15 protein-coding genes are annotated in these 18,052 nt (G+C 66.1%); 9 read left to right on the plus strand and 6 right to left on the minus strand.

The features are described 5' to 3' along the window. Positions 1-1,422 carry a pyruvate kinase gene (pyk, locus tag ACYVHH_RS14430; protein ID WP_460565905.1) on the plus strand — a complete coding sequence of 474 codons (1,422 nt, stop codon included), beginning with the start codon at positions 1-3 and terminating at the stop codon, positions 1,420-1,422. A gap of 120 nt (positions 1,423-1,542) precedes the next feature. Here pyk and ACYVHH_RS14435 read toward each other — a convergent pair whose 3' ends face one another. From ACYVHH_RS14435 to uraH, 5 genes are all read right to left on the minus strand, one after another. Further along, positions 1,543-1,749 carry a 4-oxalocrotonate tautomerase gene (locus ACYVHH_RS14435; protein WP_460565890.1) on the minus strand — a complete coding sequence of 69 codons (207 nt, stop codon included), beginning with the start codon at positions 1,747-1,749 and terminating at the stop codon, positions 1,543-1,545. A 29-nt stretch (positions 1,750-1,778) separates the two neighbouring features. After that, complete coding sequence (locus ACYVHH_RS14440; RefSeq protein ID WP_460565891.1) at positions 1,779-2,516, minus strand: class II aldolase/adducin family protein; 738 nt, start codon at positions 2,514-2,516, stop codon at positions 1,779-1,781. 10 nt (positions 2,517-2,526) lie between these two features. Further along, positions 2,527-4,005, minus strand: a complete 1,479-nt coding sequence (locus ACYVHH_RS14445) for a nucleobase:cation symporter-2 family protein (protein ID WP_460565892.1) — start codon at positions 4,003-4,005, stop codon at positions 2,527-2,529. A 115-nt stretch (positions 4,006-4,120) separates the two neighbouring features. Continuing rightward, on the minus strand, positions 4,121-5,332 hold the full coding sequence (locus ACYVHH_RS14450; RefSeq protein WP_460565893.1) for a urate hydroxylase PuuD: 1,212 nt from the start codon (positions 5,330-5,332) through the stop codon (positions 4,121-4,123). A gap of 220 nt (positions 5,333-5,552) precedes the next feature. Then, entirely contained in the window at positions 5,553-5,909 is a 357-nt protein-coding gene (uraH, locus tag ACYVHH_RS14455) for a hydroxyisourate hydrolase (protein ID WP_460565894.1), read from the minus strand. A gap of 117 nt (positions 5,910-6,026) precedes the next feature. Here uraH and ACYVHH_RS14460 point away from each other — a divergent pair, with 117 nt between their 5' ends. From ACYVHH_RS14460 to ACYVHH_RS14495, 8 genes are all read left to right on the plus strand, one after another. Further along, positions 6,027-6,785, plus strand: a complete 759-nt coding sequence (locus ACYVHH_RS14460) for a GntR family transcriptional regulator (protein WP_460565895.1) — start codon at positions 6,027-6,029, stop codon at positions 6,783-6,785. Positions 6,786-6,818: 33 nt separating this feature from the next. After that, a complete protein-coding gene (gene puuE, locus ACYVHH_RS14465) occupies positions 6,819-7,784 on the plus strand; it encodes an allantoinase PuuE (protein ID WP_460565896.1) in 966 nt (321 codons plus the stop codon). Positions 7,785-7,789: 5 nt separating this feature from the next. Beyond that, a complete protein-coding gene (gene uraD, locus ACYVHH_RS14470; RefSeq protein WP_460565897.1) occupies positions 7,790-9,568 on the plus strand; it encodes a 2-oxo-4-hydroxy-4-carboxy-5-ureidoimidazoline decarboxylase in 1,779 nt (592 codons plus the stop codon). Then, positions 9,565-10,815 carry a M20 family metallopeptidase gene (locus ACYVHH_RS14475; protein WP_460565898.1) on the plus strand — a complete coding sequence of 417 codons (1,251 nt, stop codon included), beginning with the start codon at positions 9,565-9,567 and terminating at the stop codon, positions 10,813-10,815. The genes uraD and ACYVHH_RS14475 overlap by 4 nt, the downstream gene beginning before the upstream one ends. Positions 10,816-10,980: 165 nt before the next feature. Further along, on the plus strand, positions 10,981-11,712 hold the full coding sequence (locus ACYVHH_RS14480; protein WP_460565899.1) for an aspartate/glutamate racemase family protein: 732 nt from the start codon (positions 10,981-10,983) through the stop codon (positions 11,710-11,712). 34 nt (positions 11,713-11,746) lie between these two features. After that, the gene (locus tag ACYVHH_RS14485; RefSeq protein ID WP_460565901.1) at positions 11,747-13,123 is read left to right on the plus strand and encodes an NCS1 family transporter; all 1,377 of its coding nucleotides are present in this window, start codon (positions 11,747-11,749) and stop codon (positions 13,121-13,123) included. 33 nt (positions 13,124-13,156) lie between these two features. After that, positions 13,157-13,879 (plus strand): GntR family transcriptional regulator, encoded by a 723-nt coding sequence (locus ACYVHH_RS14490; RefSeq protein ID WP_460565902.1) that lies wholly within the window; start codon positions 13,157-13,159, stop codon positions 13,877-13,879. Between the two features lie 5 nt (positions 13,880-13,884). After that, positions 13,885-15,069, plus strand: a complete 1,185-nt coding sequence (locus ACYVHH_RS14495; RefSeq protein ID WP_460565903.1) for a pyridoxal phosphate-dependent aminotransferase — start codon at positions 13,885-13,887, stop codon at positions 15,067-15,069. Here the strand turns inward: ACYVHH_RS14495 and ACYVHH_RS14500 are convergent. Then, positions 15,055-17,835 (minus strand): PAS domain S-box protein, encoded by a 2,781-nt coding sequence (locus tag ACYVHH_RS14500; protein WP_460565904.1) that lies wholly within the window; start codon positions 17,833-17,835, stop codon positions 15,055-15,057. The genes ACYVHH_RS14495 and ACYVHH_RS14500 overlap by 15 nt on opposite strands. Positions 17,836-18,052 lie beyond the last annotated feature (217 nt).

Here is an 18,052-nt window from a genome sequence, read left to right on the forward strand (position 1 = left end):
CTGCGTCGAACGCGGCGAGCCAAGATCGTCGCCACCCTGGGGCCGGCCAGCGCCGACCGCGAGACCATCCGTGAACTCTTCTTGGCGGGCGTGGACGTGTTCCGGCTGAACTTCAGCCACGGCAGCCATGCCGATCATGCCGCGCGCTTTGCCATCCTGCGCGAGCTGGAGGCCGAGACTGGCCGCCCCATCGGCATTCTGGCCGACCTGCAGGGGCCCAAGCTGCGCGTGGGCACCTTTACCGACGGCCCGGTGCAACTGGTGCCAGGCGAGCCCTTCCGGCTCGACCTGGACCCCGTGCCCGGCAACGCGCAGCGGGTGAACCTGCCCCACCCCGAGATTTTTGCCGCGCTGGTGCCGGGCGCCGAACTGCTGCTGGACGACGGCAAGCTGCGCCTGGTGGTGCAGCGCTGCGATGCGAGCAGCGCCGACACCCTCGTGGCCGTGGGCGGGCGCCTGTCGGAACGCAAGGGCGTGAACGTGCCCGGTGTGGTGCTGCCGATCTCGGCGCTCACACCCAAAGACCGCCGCGACCTGGATGCCGCGCTCGAACTGGGCGCCGACTGGATCGCCTTGTCCTTCGTGCAGCGGCCCGAGGACGTGGCCGAGGCCCGCGCCCTCATCGGTGCACGTGCAGGCATTGTGGCCAAGCTGGAAAAGCCTTCAGCCATCGACCGGCTGGACGAGGTGGTAGCCGAGGCCGACGCCGTGATGGTGGCGCGTGGTGACCTGGGGGTGGAACTGCCCGCCGAGCGTGTGCCTGCCATTCAGAAGCGCATCGTGCGCGCCTGCCGCAAGGTGGGCAAGCCGGTGATCGTGGCCACGCAGATGCTGGAATCCATGATCGAAAGCCCGGTGCCCACGCGCGCCGAGGCGTCTGACGTGGCCACCGCCATCTACGACGGTGCCGATGCAGTGATGCTGTCTGCCGAGTCCGCGGCGGGCAAGCACCCGGTGGCGGCTGCGGCCATGATGAACCGCATCATCGAAGGCACCGAGTCCGACCCTTTGTACCGCCAGTTGATCGAGGCTTCGCACTCGTCGCCCGTGCCGGGCGAAGCGGGTGTGGCCGACGCCGTGTGCTGCGCCATGCGCCGTGCGTCTGCCTTGCTGCGGGCGTCGGCCATTGTGTGCCACACCAGTTCTGGCCAGACCAGCCTGCGCGCCGCGCGCGAACGGCCCGACGCCCCCGTGCTGAGCCTGACGCCCAGCCGTGCCGCTGCGCGCCGCCTGGCGCTGGCCTGGGGCGTGCATTCCGTGCACGTCCAGGGGGCTCAGGACGGCCGCGAGATGACCACGCAGGCCTGCAGCGTGGCCCGTGAAACCGGCTTTGCCCAGCCGGGGGAAACCATCGTGATGATCGCAGGCATGCCCTTTGGCGAGAGCGGCACCACCAACCTGATGCGCATTGCCACGGTGTGACTCAGGCTGCTGGCTGCGTCAACAGCCAGTAGCCGGGTAGCCAGTGAACACACCTTGCGGGATGGCCGTCCAGGCCACCCACAGGCAGGTGAAAGAGAACAGCAGCGACAGCGTGGCGACTCAATTCGCAGGCGGCGCAGGCGCCTTGTCGCTCCAGAGCTGGCCGCCAGTGGACCAGTCGTGCCGCTCAATGTCGAAGAAGAGGATGTCCACCCCGTCGGGCGAACCGCCGAGCACGCGCACGCAGGCGTCGGTCAATGCTTTGGCCAGTTCGGCCTTTTGCTCCGGCGTGCGGCCTTTGAACAATTCCACGCGAAGGGCGGGCATGGCAGGTACTCCAGTAGAAACAAAGGTTGTCAAAGGTCAAAGCCCGGCGAAAGGCGGTGGGCGCGGCGCAGCAGGGCGGGCCATTCCAGGTCGCCATCGCGTTCGCTGCCGTCGCCCAGCCATTGCCGCAACGTGCGTTCGGCCAGTTCCGGTGTGGCAACCAATACGGGTGCTCCAGCGGCCATGGCGCGCAGTTGGGCCTGCGCGGCCCGCTCCAGAATGTGCATCAACATGAACGCCTCGGCCACGGTGCGGCCCACGGTGAGCACGCCATGGTTGTCCAGGATGAGGCCGTCCAGCGCCCCCAGGTTGGTCACCAGCCTGCGTTGCTCGTCTGCGCCCAGAGCCAGGCCTTCGTAGGGGTGGCGGCCCAGGCGGCCGTGCAGGCGCATGGCCCACTGGGAACAGGGCAGCAAGCCTTCTGGCCGCATGGACAGTGCCACGCCCCAGGGGCTGTGCAGGTGAATCACGCATTCCACCTCGGGGCGTGCTGCGTGCACGGCGCCGTGGATGGTGAAGCCCGTCGGGTTCACCGGTCGGCCGCTGCCGTCCACGGCCCGGCCTTGCAGGTCCACCTTCACCAGGCTGGATGCTGTCACCTCGTCAAACCCCAGGCCGAATTCGTTGATGAGGTACACCCCCGGCTCACCGGGCACGGCTGCCGAGAGGTGGGTGTAGATCGTGTCGTCCCAGCCCGCCAGCGCGGCAAGCCGGAAAGCGGCGGCGAGGTCCTTGCGGACCTCGCCTTCGGTGCGTGGAGGGCGCATGGCCTGCCGGTCAGTGTGCCTCGGCGGTCTTGGCCGCTTCAATGGCGCCTTCGGTGTCCTCGCGGGCGCCGTTGAAGAACAGGTTCAGCACCACCGCTGACACTGCCGTCAGCAGAATGCCGCTTTCCAGCAGCGGGTGCAGGCCGTGGGCCATCTGCTGCGTCCAGCGCGGCGCCACCAGCGGGATCAGGCCGAAACCGATGGACAGCGCCACGATGTACAGGTTGTTGCGGTTGCCCCGGTAGTCCACGTTGGCCAGGATGCGGATGCCCGTGGCCGCCACCATGCCGAACATCACCAGCCCGGCGCCGCCCAGCACGAAGGTGGGGATGGATTCCACGAAGGCCGCCATCTTGGGCAGCATGCCCAGCACGATCATGATGACGCCGCCCGCCACGCACACCCAGCGGCTGCGCACGCCCGTCACGCCCACCAGCCCCACGTTCTGCGAAAAGCTGGTGTACGGGAAGGTGTTGAAGATGCCGCCGATGAGCGTGCCCAGGCCGTCGGTGCGCAGGCCTGCGGCCAGCTCCGGCTGGGTGATGCGCTTTTGCGTGATGTCGCTCAGCGCCAGGAACATGCCGGTCGATTCGATCATCACCACGATCATCACCAGCGTCATGGTCAGGATCATCACGATGTCGAAAGTGGGCGTGCCGAAGGCGAAGGGCGTGACCACGTCGAACCAGTGTGCCTTGTCCACCTTGTCGAAATTCATCTTGCCCATGCCCACTGCGATCACGCAGCCCACCACAATGCCAAGCAGCACCGAGATGTTGGCCACGAAGCCCCGCGTGTATTTCACCAGCAGCAGAATGAACACCAGCACCACGGCCGCAATGGCCAGGTTGTCCAGCGCGCCGTAGGCCGGGTTGTCCACCATGGGAATGGGACCGGGCAGCTTGGTCAGCTCGGCGCCCGACTGCGCTGCTGCGGCCTTGGCGCCGTCCACCATGGCCACCAGCTTGGGCACGTCCACGCTCTGGGCCATCGGGGGCGGGCCACCCAGGGCCCAGCCCACGCCCACGCGCATCAGGCTGATGCCGATGATGGCGATGATGGTGCCGGTGACCACGGGCGGGAAGAACCGAAGCAGCTTGCTCACCATGGGGGCGATGAGCATCGAGATGATGCCTGCACCGATGATCGCGCCGAAGATGGCGCGCGCCCCGTCCACGCCCGGTGTGGCGTTGGCGAAGGCCACCATCGGTCCTACGGCCGCGAAGGTCACGCCCATCATCACCGGCAGCTTGATGCCGAAGTAGCGTGTCACACCCAGGCTCTGGATCAGCGTGACCAGTCCGCAGCAGAACAGGTCGGCGGAAATGAGCAGTGCAACCTGCTCGGGGCTCAGCTTCAGCGCGCGGCCGATGATGAGCGGCACGGCCACCGCGCCTGCGTACATCACCAGCACGTGTTGCAGGCCCAGCGCAGCCAGGCGGCCGGTGGGCAGTTTTTCATCCACGGGGTGGACTGCGGTCTCACTCATGGTTGTCTCCAGGGGTTTTTTGTGGTTGAAGTGGTCCACCACAGGCGCAGCTCGCCTCTTCGCCCTGATTTCTTTCGGGCGGGCTGCGCTTGGGTGGAGGGGGGGAACCGGGCGGTCAGTTGACCGTTGCTCCCTGATCGAACCAGCGTTTGATCAGGGCACGCTCGTCTTCGGTGATCTGCGTGGCGTTGTTCAGCGGCATCAGCTTGAGCACCGATGCCTGCTGGTAGATGGCCTGGGCATGTTGCTTGACCAGCTCAGGGGTGTGCAGGGCAACGCCCTTGCTTGGCAGTGCTTCGTTGTGGCACATGGCGCAGCGCTGCTCGATGACACTCTGCACCTGTGCGAAGGCCACGGGCTGGCTGGCAGCGGCCCTGGCTTCGGGGCTGGGAGCGGCGGGGGCCAGCCACACCGCCATGCCCACCAGCACCACGGTGCCTGCCACGGCGTGTTCCCACGGCGTGCGCCGGCCCAGCACGTGGGCCTTGTGGCGTGCCACGAAGCTGTGGCGGATGAGGGCGCCCGCCAGCATCAGCAGCACCAGCACCAACCAGTTGTTGGGGCCTTGGTACAGCCAGCCGTAGTGGTTGGACAGCATGGCGATCAGCACCGGCAGCGTGAAGTAGGTGTTGTGCACGCTGCGCTGCTTGCCACGCTTGCCGTGGATGGCGTCGGGTGTTTCACCCGCACGCAGCGATGCCACCACCTTGCGCTGGCCGGGAATGATCCAGAAGAACACGTTGGCACTCATGGCCGTGGCGATCATGGCGCCCACCAGCAGGAAGGCGGCGCGGCCCGCAAACAGCTGGCAGGCCAGCCAGGAGGCGAACACGATGAACAGGAACACCAGCACGCCCACCACCAGGTCGCCATTCTTGCGCTGGCCCAGCGTGCGGCAGATCACGTCGTAGATGACCCAGAACGCCACCAGGAAGCCCAGCGATGTGGCGATGGCGGCGGCTGGCGTCCAGTCGAATACGCTCTTGTCAATGAGGAAGGTGCCCGCGTTGAAAAGGTACAGCGCCGTGAACAGGCCGAATCCGGTCAGCCAGGTGGAGTAGCTTTCCCAGTACGACCAGTGCAGGTTCTGCGGCAGTGGCAGCCACTTGGGTGCCACCATGTACTTGTTGGAGTGGTAGAAGCCGCCGCCGTGCACGGCCCACATCTCGCCGTCCACGCCCTTGGCCTTCAGGTCGCCATGGGTGGGGGGGGACAGGCTGTTGTCCAGCATGACGAAGTAGAACGACGCGCCGATCCAGGCGACGGCCGTGATGACGTGGGCCCAGCGCAGCAGCAGGTTGGCCCAGTCGAGAAGGTATGCATCCATCGCATCCTCACCAATGATGTGAGCACAGCCTGAGGCTGTGCAAACACCTCACCACTGCGGGCTCTGTGAGGAGGAAACGTCGCAACCGGTAGGGCCGATGCATGGGCCCCGGGTGACCGGGCTCCGCGGCGACGTGCATAAAGTGTATACAACTACGCATACACCCAAATCAGGGATTTCCCTAGAGCTTAACGGATTTCCTGCGCGGTCAGGGCGGTTTTCACGAGCCGCGGTAGGTCGAGTAGGCCCAGGGGCTGACCAGCAGGGGCACGTGGTAATGGCCTGCGGCATCGGCAATGCCGAAATCGATGGGTACGGTGTCGATGAAGGCGGGTTCGGGCAGTGCCACGCCGCGTGCGCGGAAATACGCCGCCACCTCGAAGGTCAGGCGGTAGCGGCCAGCGGCCATGTTGCTGGCGTCAAGCAGCGGCCCGCCGTCGTTGCGCCCGTCGTGGTTGAGGGTGATGCTCTTGACCGTTTCCACGCCCTGGCTGGTGACGCGTTGCAGCGTCACCTTCATGCCAGCGGCGGGGCAGCCATTCATGGTGTCCAGAACGTGGGTGCTGAGGTGGCCCATGGTGTGATCTCCAGATAGGGTGGGAAGGGGCGGCAGGCAAAAAGGCGCATGGTGTTTGCAGTGCCGTTTATTTTTGTATACACTTTAGCACACACTTTGAACACAACAAAGAGAGACATGGCCCGCAAACCTTCCCCTGCTCCGCAACTGGAAGCCAAGCCTGCACCCGCGCGCAAGCGGGCCAGCCGTGCGGCCCGCAGCGTGCCTGGTGACGAACCCGCTGGCGCCACCGAGCGCATCGTCGAATCGATCACCCTGGCCATCGTCGAGCGTCGCCTCATGCCCGGCACCAAGCTGGCCGAGCAGAAGATCGCCGACATCTTCAAGGTTTCGCGCACCATCGTGCGTCAGGCACTCAACCAGTTGAGCCGCAACCACCTGGTCACGCTGGAGCCCGCGCGCGGCGCGTTTGTTTCCACGCCCGGTGTGGACGAGGCGCGCCACGTGTTCGAGGTGCGCTCCATGCTGGAAGGCGCCATGGTGCGCCAGCTCTGCACAAGCATTACCGACGAACAGATTGCCGCCCTGCGCGCCCATCTGCGCGAGGAGCGCGAAGCCGTGGCCCGCACCGACGTGACCGGACGCACGCGCCTGCTGGCCGACTTCCACGTGGTGCTGGCGCGCATGCTGGGCAACGACGTGCTGGCCGAATTGCTCAGCGACCTGCTCGGGCGCTCGTCGCTCATTTCGCTGATGTACCAGTCGTCCCATTCGGCAGAACACTCCCAGCAGGAGCACGTGCAGATCGTCGACGCTCTGGAGCGTCGCGATGCCCGCACCGCCGTGCGCCTGATGGAACACCACATCACCAACGTGGAGCGCAACCTGCGCTTCAACCCGCACACCTCAGACCTGGGCGCCGCGCTGCGCCCATGACCTTCAACCCCCAACCCGCAAGAGACAACACCCATGAGCAGCCCACAGCGTTACCCGCGTGACCTTTACGGCCACGGCCCCAACCCGCCCCACGCCCAATGGCCCGGCCGCGCCCGTGTGGCGGTGCAGTTCGTGCTCAACTATGAAGAAGGTGGCGAAAACAGCGTGCTGCACGGCGACGCAGGCAGCGAGCAGTTCCTGTCCGAGATGTTCAACCCGGCCGCCTTCCCGGCCCGGCACCTGAGCATGGAAGGCATCTACGAATACGGCTCCCGGGTGGGCGTGTGGCGCATCCTGCGCGAGTTCGAAAAACGCGGCCTGCCGCTGACCGTGTTCGGCGTGAGCATGGCGCTGGAGCGTTGCCCCGAAGTGACTCAGGCCTTTCTGGACCTGGGCCACGAAATCGCCTGCCACGGCTGGCGCTGGATCCACTACCAGAACATGGAGCCCGAACTGGAGCGCGAGCACCTGCACAAAGGCATGGAAATCATCGCCCGGCTGACCGGCGACCATGGCCAGCAACTGCACGGTGCGGGCTGGTACACGGGCCGTGACAGCCCCAACACCCGCCGCCTGGTGGCGGACTTCGGCGGCTTCGAGTACGACAGCGACTACTACGGCGACGATCTGCCCTTCTGGCTGCAGGTGAAGAAGACCGACGGCTCGCTCGCCCCGCACCTGGTGGTGCCCTACACGCTGGACTGTAACGACATGCGCTTTGCCCTGCCACAGGGCTACAGCCACGGCGACGAGTTCTTTGAATACCTGAAGGATGCCTTTGATGTGCACTACGCCGAGGGCGACGAGCGCCCGAGCATGATGAGCATCGGCATGCACTGCCGCCTGCTGGGCCGCCCGGGCCGCATGCGCGCGCTGCAGCGCTTCCTGGACCACATCGAAAAACACGACCGTGTTTGGGTCACACGCCGCATCGACATTGCGCGCCACTGGAAGGCCACGCACCCCTTCAACCCCGCCACCGCCTTCGTGTGGGAGTGACCGCCATGCCCTTGACGATAGAACAGCTCAACGCCGCCAGCGCCGCCGAATTCACGGCACTGCTGGACGGCACCTACGAACATTCGCCCTGGATTGCCGAGCGCGCCGCCTTAGCGCGGCCCTTCGCCAGCGTGGCGCACCTCAAGCGCGCCATGATCGAGGTGGTGCGCGAAGCGGGTGTGGACGCGCAGCTCAGGCTGATCCGCGCCCACCCGGAGCTGGCGGGCAAGGCCATGGTGTCCAAGACCCTGACGGCCGAGTCCACCAACGAGCAGGGCAAGGCCGGGCTCACCGAATGCACGCCCGAGGAGTTCTCGCGCATCCAGCAGCTCAACGCCGACTACAACGCCAAGTTCGATTTCCCCTTCATTCTGGCCGTGCGCGGCCCGCGCGGCCTGGGGCTGAACAAGGCCGAGATCATTGCCACCTTCGCGCGCCGCCTGGGTAACCACCCCGAGTTCGAGCGTGCCGAGGCGCTGCGCAACATCCATCGCATTGCCGAAATCCGCCTGAACGACAAGTTCGGTGTGGAGCCCACCCTGGGCAATTTGGTGTGGGACTGGGCAGAGAAGCTGGCCGAGCACTCCGAGCCCGGTTACGCAGAACGCGGCGAGCTGACCGTGACCTACCTGACCGACGCGCACCGTGCCTGCGCCCAGCGCATTGCTCACTGGATGAAGGCCGACTGCGGTTTTGACGACGTGGAGATCGACGCCGTGGGCAACGTGGTGGGCATCTACCACGGCAGCGACGCCAGCGCATCCAGGCTGCTCACCGGCAGCCACTACGACACCGTGCGCAACGGCGGCAAATACGACGGGCGGCTGGGCATCTTCGTGCCCATGGCCTGCGTGCGCGAACTGTCCCGTCAGGGCAAGCGCCTGCCTTACGGCATCGAGGTGGTGGCTTTCGCCGAGGAAGAGGGCCAGCGCTACAAGGCGACCTTCCTGGGTTCGGGCGCGCTCACCGGCCATTTCGACGAAGCGTGGCTCGACCAGCTCGACGCCGATGGCATTTCCATGCGCGACGCGATGAAGCACGCGGGTCTGTGCATAGACGACATCCCCAAGCTGCAGCGCGACCCGGCACGCTACCTGGGCTTCGTGGAAGTGCACATTGAACAGGGGCCTGTGCTCAACGGGCAGGACGTCCCGCTGGGCATCGTCACCTCCATCAACGGCAGCGTGCGCTACGTGGGCGAAATTGTGGGTATGGCCAGCCACGCGGGCACCACGCCCATGGGCATGCGCCGCGACGCTGCTGCAGCCGCCGCCGAACTCACGTTGTATGTGGAAAAGCGCGCCGCCTCGGTGCCCGACCTGGTGGGCACCGTGGGCATGCTTGAAGTGCCGAACGGCTCCATCAACGTGGTGCCGGGCCGCTGCCGCTTCAGCCTCGACATCCGCGCCACCACCAACGAAGTGCGCGACGCCTGCGCCGCTGACGTGCTGGCCGAACTGGAGCGCATCTGTCAGCGCCGCGGCCTGCACTGCACGGTGGAGGAAATCATGCGCGCCGCTGCGGCGCCTTCTGCTCCGGTGTGGCAACAGCGCTGGGAACGCGCCGTGCAGGCCCTGGGCCTGCCCCTGTTGCGCATGCCCAGCGGTGCCGGGCACGACGCCATGAAGCTGCACGAAATCATGCCCCAGGCCATGCTCTTCCTGCGCGGGCTCAACGCCGGCATCAGCCACAACCCGCTGGAATCCATCACCAACGACGACACCGAACTCTGCGTGCGCGCCTTCCAGCACCTGCTCGACCAACTCACCTCGGACGCATCATGACCACACCCCAGAACTACCAGGCACTCGACGCCTGGATCGACGCCCATTTCGACGAACAGGTGCGCTTCCTGCAGGAACTGGTGCGCGTGCCCACCGACACCCCGCCGGGCAACAACGCGCCGCACGCCGAGCGCACTGCAGAACTGTTGCAGGCTTTCGGCTTCGACGCTGAAAAACACGCCGTGCCCACCCAGGCCGTCAAGGACTACGGCCTGGAGTCCATCACCAACCTGATCGTGCGCCGCCGCTACGGCGATGGCCGCACCGTGGCGCTCAACGCCCATGGCGACGTGGTGCCGCCCGGCGAAGGCTGGACGCATGACCCCTACGGCGGCGAAGTGGTGGACGGCCAGATGTTCGGCCGCGCCACGGCAGTGAGCAAGAGCGACTTCTCCACGTTCACCTTCGCGGTGCGCGCGCTGGAATCGCTCGGTCTGCCGCTCAAGGGCGGGGTGGAGCTGCACTTCACCTACGACGAAGAGTTTGGCGGCGAGATGGGCCCCGGCTGGCTGCTGCAGCAAGGCTTGACCAAACCCGACCTGATGATCGCCGCGGGCTTCAGCTACCAGGTCGTCACCGCGCACAACGGCTGCCTGCAGCTGGAAGTGACCGTGCAGGGCGAGATGGCCCACGCCGCCATCCCCGACAGCGGCACCGACGCCCTGCAAGGCGCCGTGCACATTCTGCAGGCGCTGTACCAGCTCAACGCCGAGTACAAGAAAACCACCTCCAAGGTGGAAGGCATCACCCATCCCTACCTGAACGTGGGCCAGATCAGCGGCGGCACCAACACCAACGTGCTGCCGGGCAAGGTGGTGTTCAAGCTCGACCGCCGCATGATCCCGGAAGAGAACCCGGCCGAGGTGGAGGCGAGCATCCGCCGTGTCATCGAAGAGGCCGCGGCCTCCTTTGCCCCCCCGCGTGGCGGCAAGCAGCTCAAGGTGGACGTGCGCCGCATGCTGCTGGCCAACGCCATGGTGCCCCTGGCGGGCAACGCGCCGCTGGTCCATGCCATCCAGAAGCACGGTGAGCAGCTGTTTGGCGAAGCCATTCCCGCCGTGGGCACGCCGCTCTACACCGACGTGCGCCTGTACGTGGAGCGGGGCATTCCCGGTGTCATCTACGGCGCGGGTCCGCGCACGGTGCTGGAGTCGCACGCCAAACGTGCGGACGAGCGTGTGGTGCTGGAAGACTTGCGGCGCGCCACCAAGGTGATCGCGCGCACCCTGCTCGACCTGCTCAGCTGATCAGCGTCTTGCCTCTCCACAAAGGGCCCTTCGGGGCCCTTTGTTTTTTTGTGCGCGCCGACGAACGGCGGCCGGCGTGCGGGTAAACACCGATGGGCTGCATATTGTCGTATCCGTTCTTTGTATACAAAATACGAATCCAATAATCGCAAACAAGGAGTTGACATGCGCATCCGGGTCATCAACCCCAACACCACCCAAGGCATGACGGACACCATCGGCCAGGCGGCTCGCCGCGTTGCCGCACCGGGTACGTTGATCGACGCCGTGCAACCCGCCAGCGGCCCGGTGTCCATCGAAAGCCATTTCGACGAGGTGGTCGCATCGGTCGGTGTGGCCGAGCAGATCATGGAAGGCGAGAAGCTGGGCACCGACGCCTACGTGATCGCCTGCTTCGGCGACCCGGGCCTGATGTCGGCACGCGAACTCACCCGTGCGCCGGTCATCGGCATTGCCGAGGCGGCCTTCCACATGGCCACGCTCATTTCCACGCGCTTTTCGGTCGTCACCACGCTGGCGCGCACCGGCATCATTGCCGAGCACCTGCTCATGCAATACGGCTTTGCGCACCACTGCCGCAAGGTGCGCGCCGCCGAGATTCCCGTGCTGGACCTGGAACACGACCCCGGCTGTTCCCTGAAAAAGATCATCGAGGAATGCCACCGCGCCAAGGCTGAGGACGGCATCGGCGCCATCGTTCTGGGCTGCGGCGGCATGGCCGACCTCACCGAGACCATCTCCCGCGCTGTGGGCCTGCCCGTGGTGGAGGGCGTGACCGCCGCCGTCAAGCTGGCCGAGTCCCTGGTGCACCTGGGGCTGCAGACCAGCAAGCACGGCGACCTGGATTTCCCCCGCCCGAAAGCCTTTGCCGGGCAGTTCGAGCACTTTGGCGCCTGAAAGCGCCACACTTCACCCAAAGAGGAGACAAACCATGAGTGATACCCAAGACAAGGCTGCTGGCGAGGAATCGCTGGCGCCGCAGGAGACCAGGATCATGGACCGCTGGTCCTACCTGCTGGCATGGCTGGGCGGTTGCGTGTCCATCGGCACCTTTGCCATGGGCTCCAGCCTGGTTGGCCAGCTCAACATGCTGCAGGCGGTGGTGGCCATTGCGATCGGTTGTTTCGTCATCGGTGTGGCGCTGGCCATCAACGGGGCAGCGGGGCACAAGTACGGCATACCCTTCATGGTGCAGGCGCGCACGGCCTTCGGCTTCGCGGGCACGCGCTTCCCTGGCTTCGTGCGCGCCATCCCCGCCGTGGTGTGGTTCGGCTTCCAGAGCTGGATCGGCGCGGGCGCCCTCAACGCCGTGACGGCCACGATGTTCGGTTTCGACAACCTCGTCGTCTGGTTCATCGTGTTCCAGTTGCTGCAGATCGCCCTCTCGGTCTATGGCTTCAAGGGCATCAAATGGCTGGAAAACGTGGGCAGCGTCTTCATCATCGCGTCTCTCGTCTACATGTTCTGGGCCGTCATCACCAAGTACGGCGGCGCCATCGACGCCAAGATCACCAGCATCGAAGGCACCTGGGGCCTGCCGTTCTGGGGCGCCACCATGCTGTTCCTGGGCATCTACAGCACCATGATGCTCAACGTGGGCGACTATGCACGCGAACTGCACAAAGACGTCAAGCCCGGCCTGCTCACGGTCATCTATTCGATGTCCATCCTGCCAGCTACCCTGTTCATGGGCCTGATCGGCTTGATGGTCTCGGGCGCCACCGGCACCGCCGACCCGATCGCCGTGTTCTCCAGCGCCGTGGACAACAAGCCACTGCTGGTCATCACGCTGTTGTTCATTGCCTTCGCGCAGGTCACCACCAACGTGCTCAACAACGTGGTGCCCCCGGCCTATGTGCTGATGGACGTGTTCAAGCTGTCGTTCAAGAAGTCGGCCGTGCTGGTGGGCCTGCTGGCGTTCTGCACCTTCCCCTGGGTGCTGGTGAAGGACGAGTCCGCCAGTGGCCTGCAGATCTTCGTGCAGACGTACTCTGCCTTCCTGGGCCCCATCTTCGCGGTGCTTGTGGTGGACTACTACATCCTGCGCGGCCGCCAGTTGGACGTGAAGAAGCTATACGACGCGAACGGCCCATACCGTGGTGTGAACTGGGCCGGCATCCTGGCCACGCTCGCGGGTGCCGTGGTGGCGCTGAGTTTCCCGGCCGTGAGCTGGTACGCCAGCCTGTTGCCCGCCGGCATCACCTACTACCTGCTGATGAACCACTGGGCCCCCTGCCGCCGCTTTCTTGACGGTGTGCCGAGCGTTCAGCCTGGGGCCGTGCGCAGTGTCACCGGAGCCAGAACCTAAAATGCCCGGATGGTCAGGAAAGCCAAACACCCCATGAACGATGCTCCGGCCGCGGCCGTCAGCTCCCTGGACGCGTCCGAGCGGGGGCCCACGGTCGAGAGCATCGCTCAGGACGTGGCCTCCGCCATCGTGGAAAAACGCATCCCGCCCGGCACCTGGCTCCGCGAGGAAGCCCTGGGCCGGGTCTACTCCGTCAGCCGTACCAAGGTCCGTGCGGCCTTGCTCATGCTGGCCAAGGACAAGCTGGTCGAAACCATCCCCGACAAGGGGACTTTCGTCAGCAAGCCCAGCGTGGAGGAGGCGCGCGAGGTCTTCTCGGTGCGGCGCCTGCTGGAAAGCGAGATCGTTCGCCTGTTCGTGGCCAAGGCCACCCGGGCCGACTACGACCGCCTGCGCCAGCACATCCACGTCGAGCGGTCCACGCTGAAGACGCCTTCGGCGGGCGCCGTGCGCGAACGCCTGCTGGGCGACTTCCACGTGGCCCTGGCTGAGACCACAGGCCACAAGGTGCTCACCGAGATCCTGACCGAACTCGTGGCGCGCAGCTCGCTGATCGCCATGCTCTACCAGAGCAGCAACGATCCGCACTGCTCCACCGACGAGCACGAGCAGTTCCTGCGCGTGTGCGAGTCCGGTGACGCCGACGCCGCAGTGGCCAACATGCTGGACCACCTGCGGCGGCTTGAATCCAGCCTGGACCTGAACCACGACAAGCCCGACCGGCAGCTGGATCTGGTCAAGGCCCTGATGATGTGAACCCGATGAGAATTTCCGAGCGCGCGCAGCGCATCGACCCGTTTTACGTGATGCAGGTGGCCAAGGAGGCGCAAGCCCTGGCCGCCAGCCTGGGGCCCGGCGAGCCCCGCATGATCTTTTTGAACATCGGCGAGCCCGACTTCACCGCGCCGCCGCTGGTGCAGGCCGCTGCCGACAGGGCCATCGACCAAGGGCAGACGCAGTACACCAACGCGCTGGGACTGCTGCCGCTGCGCGAACGCATCAGCCAGTGGTACGCGCAACGCTTCGGTGTGGACGTGCCCGCGCGGCGCATTGCCATCACCGCAGGCGCCTCGGCCGCGCTGCAGCTGGCCTGCCTGGCGCTTTTCGACCCGGGCGACGAAGTGCTGATGCCCGACCCCAGCTACCCGTGCAACCGGCATATCCTCTCGGCCATCGGTGCGCGGGCGGTATTGCTGCCCACCACCGCCGAACAGCGTTACCAGCTGGATGCCAAGGAAGTGGCCGATGCCTGGGGCGAGCGCACGCGCGGCGTACTGCTGGCGTCGCCCTCCAACCCCACTGGCACGTCCATCGACCCGGACGAGCTGCGCCGCATCCACGAGGTGGTGCGCTCGCGCGGCGGCGTCACGCTCATCGACGAGATCTATCTGGGCCTGAGCCACGACGAGCGCTACGGGCAGACGGCGCTGGCGATGGATGACAACATCGTCAGCGTCAACAGCTTCTCCAAGTACTTCAACATGACCGGCTGGCGCCTGGGCTGGCTGGTGGTGCCCGACACGCTGGTGGACGCCGTGGAGCGCCTGTCGCAAAACCTCTACATCTGTGCCAGCACCGTGGCACAACACGCTGCGCTGGCCTGTTTCGAGCCCGACAGCATTGCCGAGTACGAACGCCGCCGCGCCGAGTTCAAGGCGCGCCGCGACGCGTTCATTCCTGCCTTGCGGGAGCTGGGTTTCGGCCTGCCGGTGATGCCCGACGGCGCCTTCTACGCCTGGGCCGACGCCAGCCCGCTGTTCCACAAGCTGGGTGTGAACGACAGCGCAGCCTTCGTGGCCGAGCTGATGCGCCGCGCCCACGTGGTGGCCACGCCCAGCCGTGACTTCAGCGACCGCGACACCGGCACCCACGTGCGCTTCTCCACGGCCAGCGCCATGGAAGATCTGCGCGAAGCCATCGAGCGCATGCGCTCACTGCTGGTCTGACGGCGTTGTGGCCCTGGCCTGCGCGGGAATGCGCAGGCGCACCGTGGTGCCTTCTCCTGGGGCGCTGATGATGGTCAGCTCGCCGCCCAGCATCAGCCCGCGCTCCCGCATGCCCGCCAGGCCCAGTGAGCGCACGCCCGGCAGGCGAGGGTCGAACCCCTGCCCGTTGTCGCTGATTTCCAGCCAATGGTCCGTGGCGGTGCGCCGAAAACGGATGGACGCCTGGGTCGCTTGCGCGTGGCGAGCGATGTTCGTCAGCGACTCCTGAGCGATCCGGAAGGCCGCAGTGGCCTGTGCCTCGCTCAACTCGGCAATGCTGGGCGCCAGTTCGGTGAGGCAGGGCGTGTCGGAATACTGGCTGAACTCGCTGGCCAGCCATTCCAGCGCCGGGCGCAGGCCCATGTTCAAGGCAGACGGCCGCAGTGCCGACGTCACCTGCCGCGCCACCTGGATGGTGGAGTCCACGGTGTCGACCAGGTTCTGCAGGCCTTGGGAAAGCTCGGGCTGGTACTCGCCGTGCTGCAGACGCAGCATGGCTAGGCTCAGCCGCAGCGCTGTCAGGCGCTGCCCCAGTTCGTCATGCACCTCGCGGGCAATGCGCTTGCGCTCTTCTTCACGTGTCGCCTCGCTCAGCGTGGAGAGTTCCTGCAGCATGCGGTACGACTCGCTCAGCTCGCGTTCGGCCTTCTTGCGTTCGGTGATGTCGTTCAGGTAGCCGTGCCACAGCAGTTTGCCGTCGTTGTTCTGTTCCGGGGTGGTGCGCAGCTCCACCCAGCGTTCACCCAGCGTGGCGTGTCTGGTGCGGTACTCGATCACGCAGGGCTGCATGGTCTGTGCCGCGCGGGCCAGCGCCGCGCGCACGCGGCGCTCCTCCCCCGGCTGCATGCAGCGGTAGATCAGCGAAGCGTCGTGCAGCACCTGCTGCGGGGTGAGGCCCAGCAGATCCCAGATGCCCGGACTGGCGTAGTGGAAAACACCCCTGCCCGTGGCGCGGTCTTCCAGCAGGTAGGTGAAGAAGAAGCCGGGCGCCAGTTCTGCCAGGTGGGCCAGTTTGCGCAGAACCTCGTCGTGACGCCGCCGTTCGGTGATGTCGCGGGCCATCGCCAGGCCGTAGCGCACGCCATCGTGTTCAATGGCAGAGGTGCTGATCTCCACGGGGAACAGCTGGCCGCTGCGGCGGCGGTGGCTGGTTTCAAAGTGCCGGGCGTTTGATGGTTCCTTGCTCGAAATCTGCTCGATCATGCGGGTGACCGCCCCAGCCAGCAGGCCGGCGTCTATGTCGGCCGGCCCCATCTGAAGCAGCTCCTCCCGGCTGTAGCGCAGCGACACACAGGCCGCGTCGCTCACGTAAGCGAAGCGGCCGTCGGTGCCGATGATGTACGCGGCATCCGAAGAAGCGTTGACGGCTTTGGTCAGCAGGTGCAGGTCGCGTTCGGCCAGCTTGCGCTGCGTGATGTCCACGAACGTCACGATGACCTGGGTGACCTTGCCGTCATCGCCAAGGACGGGGTCTGCGCTGACCAGTGCCCAGGCCTTCTCGCCGCCACCCCGGCTCAACCCGATCACCAGGTTGCGTACCGGTTGGCCGGTGGCCATCGCGCGGTTGGCGGGAAACTCTGGCGGCGTCAGCCGGCTGCCGTCCTCGTGGTAGAGCTTCCAGCGCGGGTCGGCCGATGACGCACCCAGCAGCTCGCTTTCCGGCAGCCCCAGTATCTGGCATGCCACCGGGTTGGCCACGATGACGCGCAGATCGGCGTCGTGCACCACCACGGCAGCGTGGATTTTTTCGATCAGCGAACGGTACCTGGCTTCGCTGGCGCGCAGGGCATCCTCCATGCGCCGCCGCTCGGTGATTTCGTTAGCCACGCCGACGACGCCAATCACCCGGCCATCGGCGTCGCGCACGGCCAGCTTCGTGGTCTCCAGCAGGGCCTGGCGGCCGTCGTTCGCATAGGTGATCCATTCTTCGTTGACGCAGGGGCCGTCGGCGGCCATGGCCTCCTGGTCCTTCTGGCGGAAGAACGCCGCCAATTCGGCATCGACGAAGTCGAAGTCGGTCTTGCCGACGATGTCAGGTTCGGCAGCACCAAAGAATTGCTCGAAGAGCGGGTTGCACATCAGGTAGCGGCCCTGCCGGTCTTTCATCCAGGCCAGTTGCGGCAAGGCGTGCACGAAAGCCCGCAAGGTTGCGCGCTCCTTGTCGAGCGCCGTCTCGGCCAGCTTGCGGCAGGTGATGTCGCGCGACAGCACGGTGAAGCGGGGCGCGACACCTGGGCGCTGTGGCTTGCGCGCCACCGACAGCTCGAACCAGCGTTCTCCTTGCGGCAACGTCAGACAGTACTGTTTGCCATTCGAGTAGCCCTTTTCAAGGGATTCGCGCAGGGCCTCAAGGACGGTGTCCGCAGCGCCTGCGGGCATCACATCGCGTACCGTCTGCCCTATCAACTTTTCTGGTGACGTGAGCAGCAGTTCCGGATGGAGTCCCTGGTGACAGGCCAGGTAGCGGCCCTCCAGGTCCATCTCGAACAGCAGGTCGGGCAGCACGTCCGGCGTGTGCGGCTCGCCGGGGGGCGGCCCTGCAGCCGGGGTACGGTCCTTGCGGCGCCAGCGCTGCAGCGCCAGGGCCGCTCCGGTCAACAGCATGGCGCCGCCACCAAGCCATGACCAGCTGGCCATCGTGGCCGCGTGGGTGGCTACCTCGGCGTACGCCGGGCACGACGCAGCCAGTCCTGTGGACAGGAAGGCGGCGAGGGCAGAGCGTTGCAAGGGCATGTGTGTGGTTGGGCCGGGCCGTGAGCACGGCGGGGTGTGATGATTATCACGTCCACAACGGGATGTCCATGTCATGTCAGGGCGCCACCGCGACAAACCCGCTTGGTTCATGCCGTCTGCAGGTGATGTGGCACCGGGAAGTTAGGGAAGGTCTGCACAACCACCGCTGACGCGGCCGTTGTCGGTTGATTTTTCAGATGACGACATTGCT

The sequence above is a fragment of the Hydrogenophaga aquatica genome (assembly GCF_054780915.1).

What these genes read in the sequence shown, in the direction of transcription:
- ACYVHH_RS14450 (WP_460565893.1), bottom strand. Translation starts at nt 5,332, where the DNA reads ATGGATGCATACCTTCTCGACTGGGCCAACCTGCTGCTGCGCTGGGCC.
- ACYVHH_RS14445 (WP_460565892.1), bottom strand. Translation starts at nt 4,005, where the DNA reads ATGAGTGAGACCGCAGTCCACCCCGTGGATGAAAAACTGCCCACCGGC.
- uraD (WP_460565897.1), top strand. Translation starts at nt 7,790, where the DNA reads ATGCCCTTGACGATAGAACAGCTCAACGCCGCCAGCGCCGCCGAATTC.
- ACYVHH_RS14485 (WP_460565901.1), top strand. Translation starts at nt 11,747, where the DNA reads ATGAGTGATACCCAAGACAAGGCTGCTGGCGAGGAATCGCTGGCGCCG.
- ACYVHH_RS14490 (WP_460565902.1), top strand. Translation starts at nt 13,157, where the DNA reads ATGAACGATGCTCCGGCCGCGGCCGTCAGCTCCCTGGACGCGTCCGAG.
- uraH (WP_460565894.1), bottom strand. Translation starts at nt 5,909, where the DNA reads ATGGGCCACCTCAGCACCCACGTTCTGGACACCATGAATGGCTGCCCC.
- ACYVHH_RS14475 (WP_460565898.1), top strand. Translation starts at nt 9,565, where the DNA reads ATGACCACACCCCAGAACTACCAGGCACTCGACGCCTGGATCGACGCC.
- ACYVHH_RS14480 (WP_460565899.1), top strand. Translation starts at nt 10,981, where the DNA reads ATGCGCATCCGGGTCATCAACCCCAACACCACCCAAGGCATGACGGAC.
- ACYVHH_RS14460 (WP_460565895.1), top strand. Translation starts at nt 6,027, where the DNA reads ATGGCCCGCAAACCTTCCCCTGCTCCGCAACTGGAAGCCAAGCCTGCA.
- ACYVHH_RS14435 (WP_460565890.1), bottom strand. Translation starts at nt 1,749, where the DNA reads ATGCCCGCCCTTCGCGTGGAATTGTTCAAAGGCCGCACGCCGGAGCAA.
- ACYVHH_RS14440 (WP_460565891.1), bottom strand. Translation starts at nt 2,516, where the DNA reads ATGCGCCCTCCACGCACCGAAGGCGAGGTCCGCAAGGACCTCGCCGCC.
- puuE (WP_460565896.1), top strand. Translation starts at nt 6,819, where the DNA reads ATGAGCAGCCCACAGCGTTACCCGCGTGACCTTTACGGCCACGGCCCC.
- ACYVHH_RS14495 (WP_460565903.1), top strand. Translation starts at nt 13,885, where the DNA reads ATGAGAATTTCCGAGCGCGCGCAGCGCATCGACCCGTTTTACGTGATG.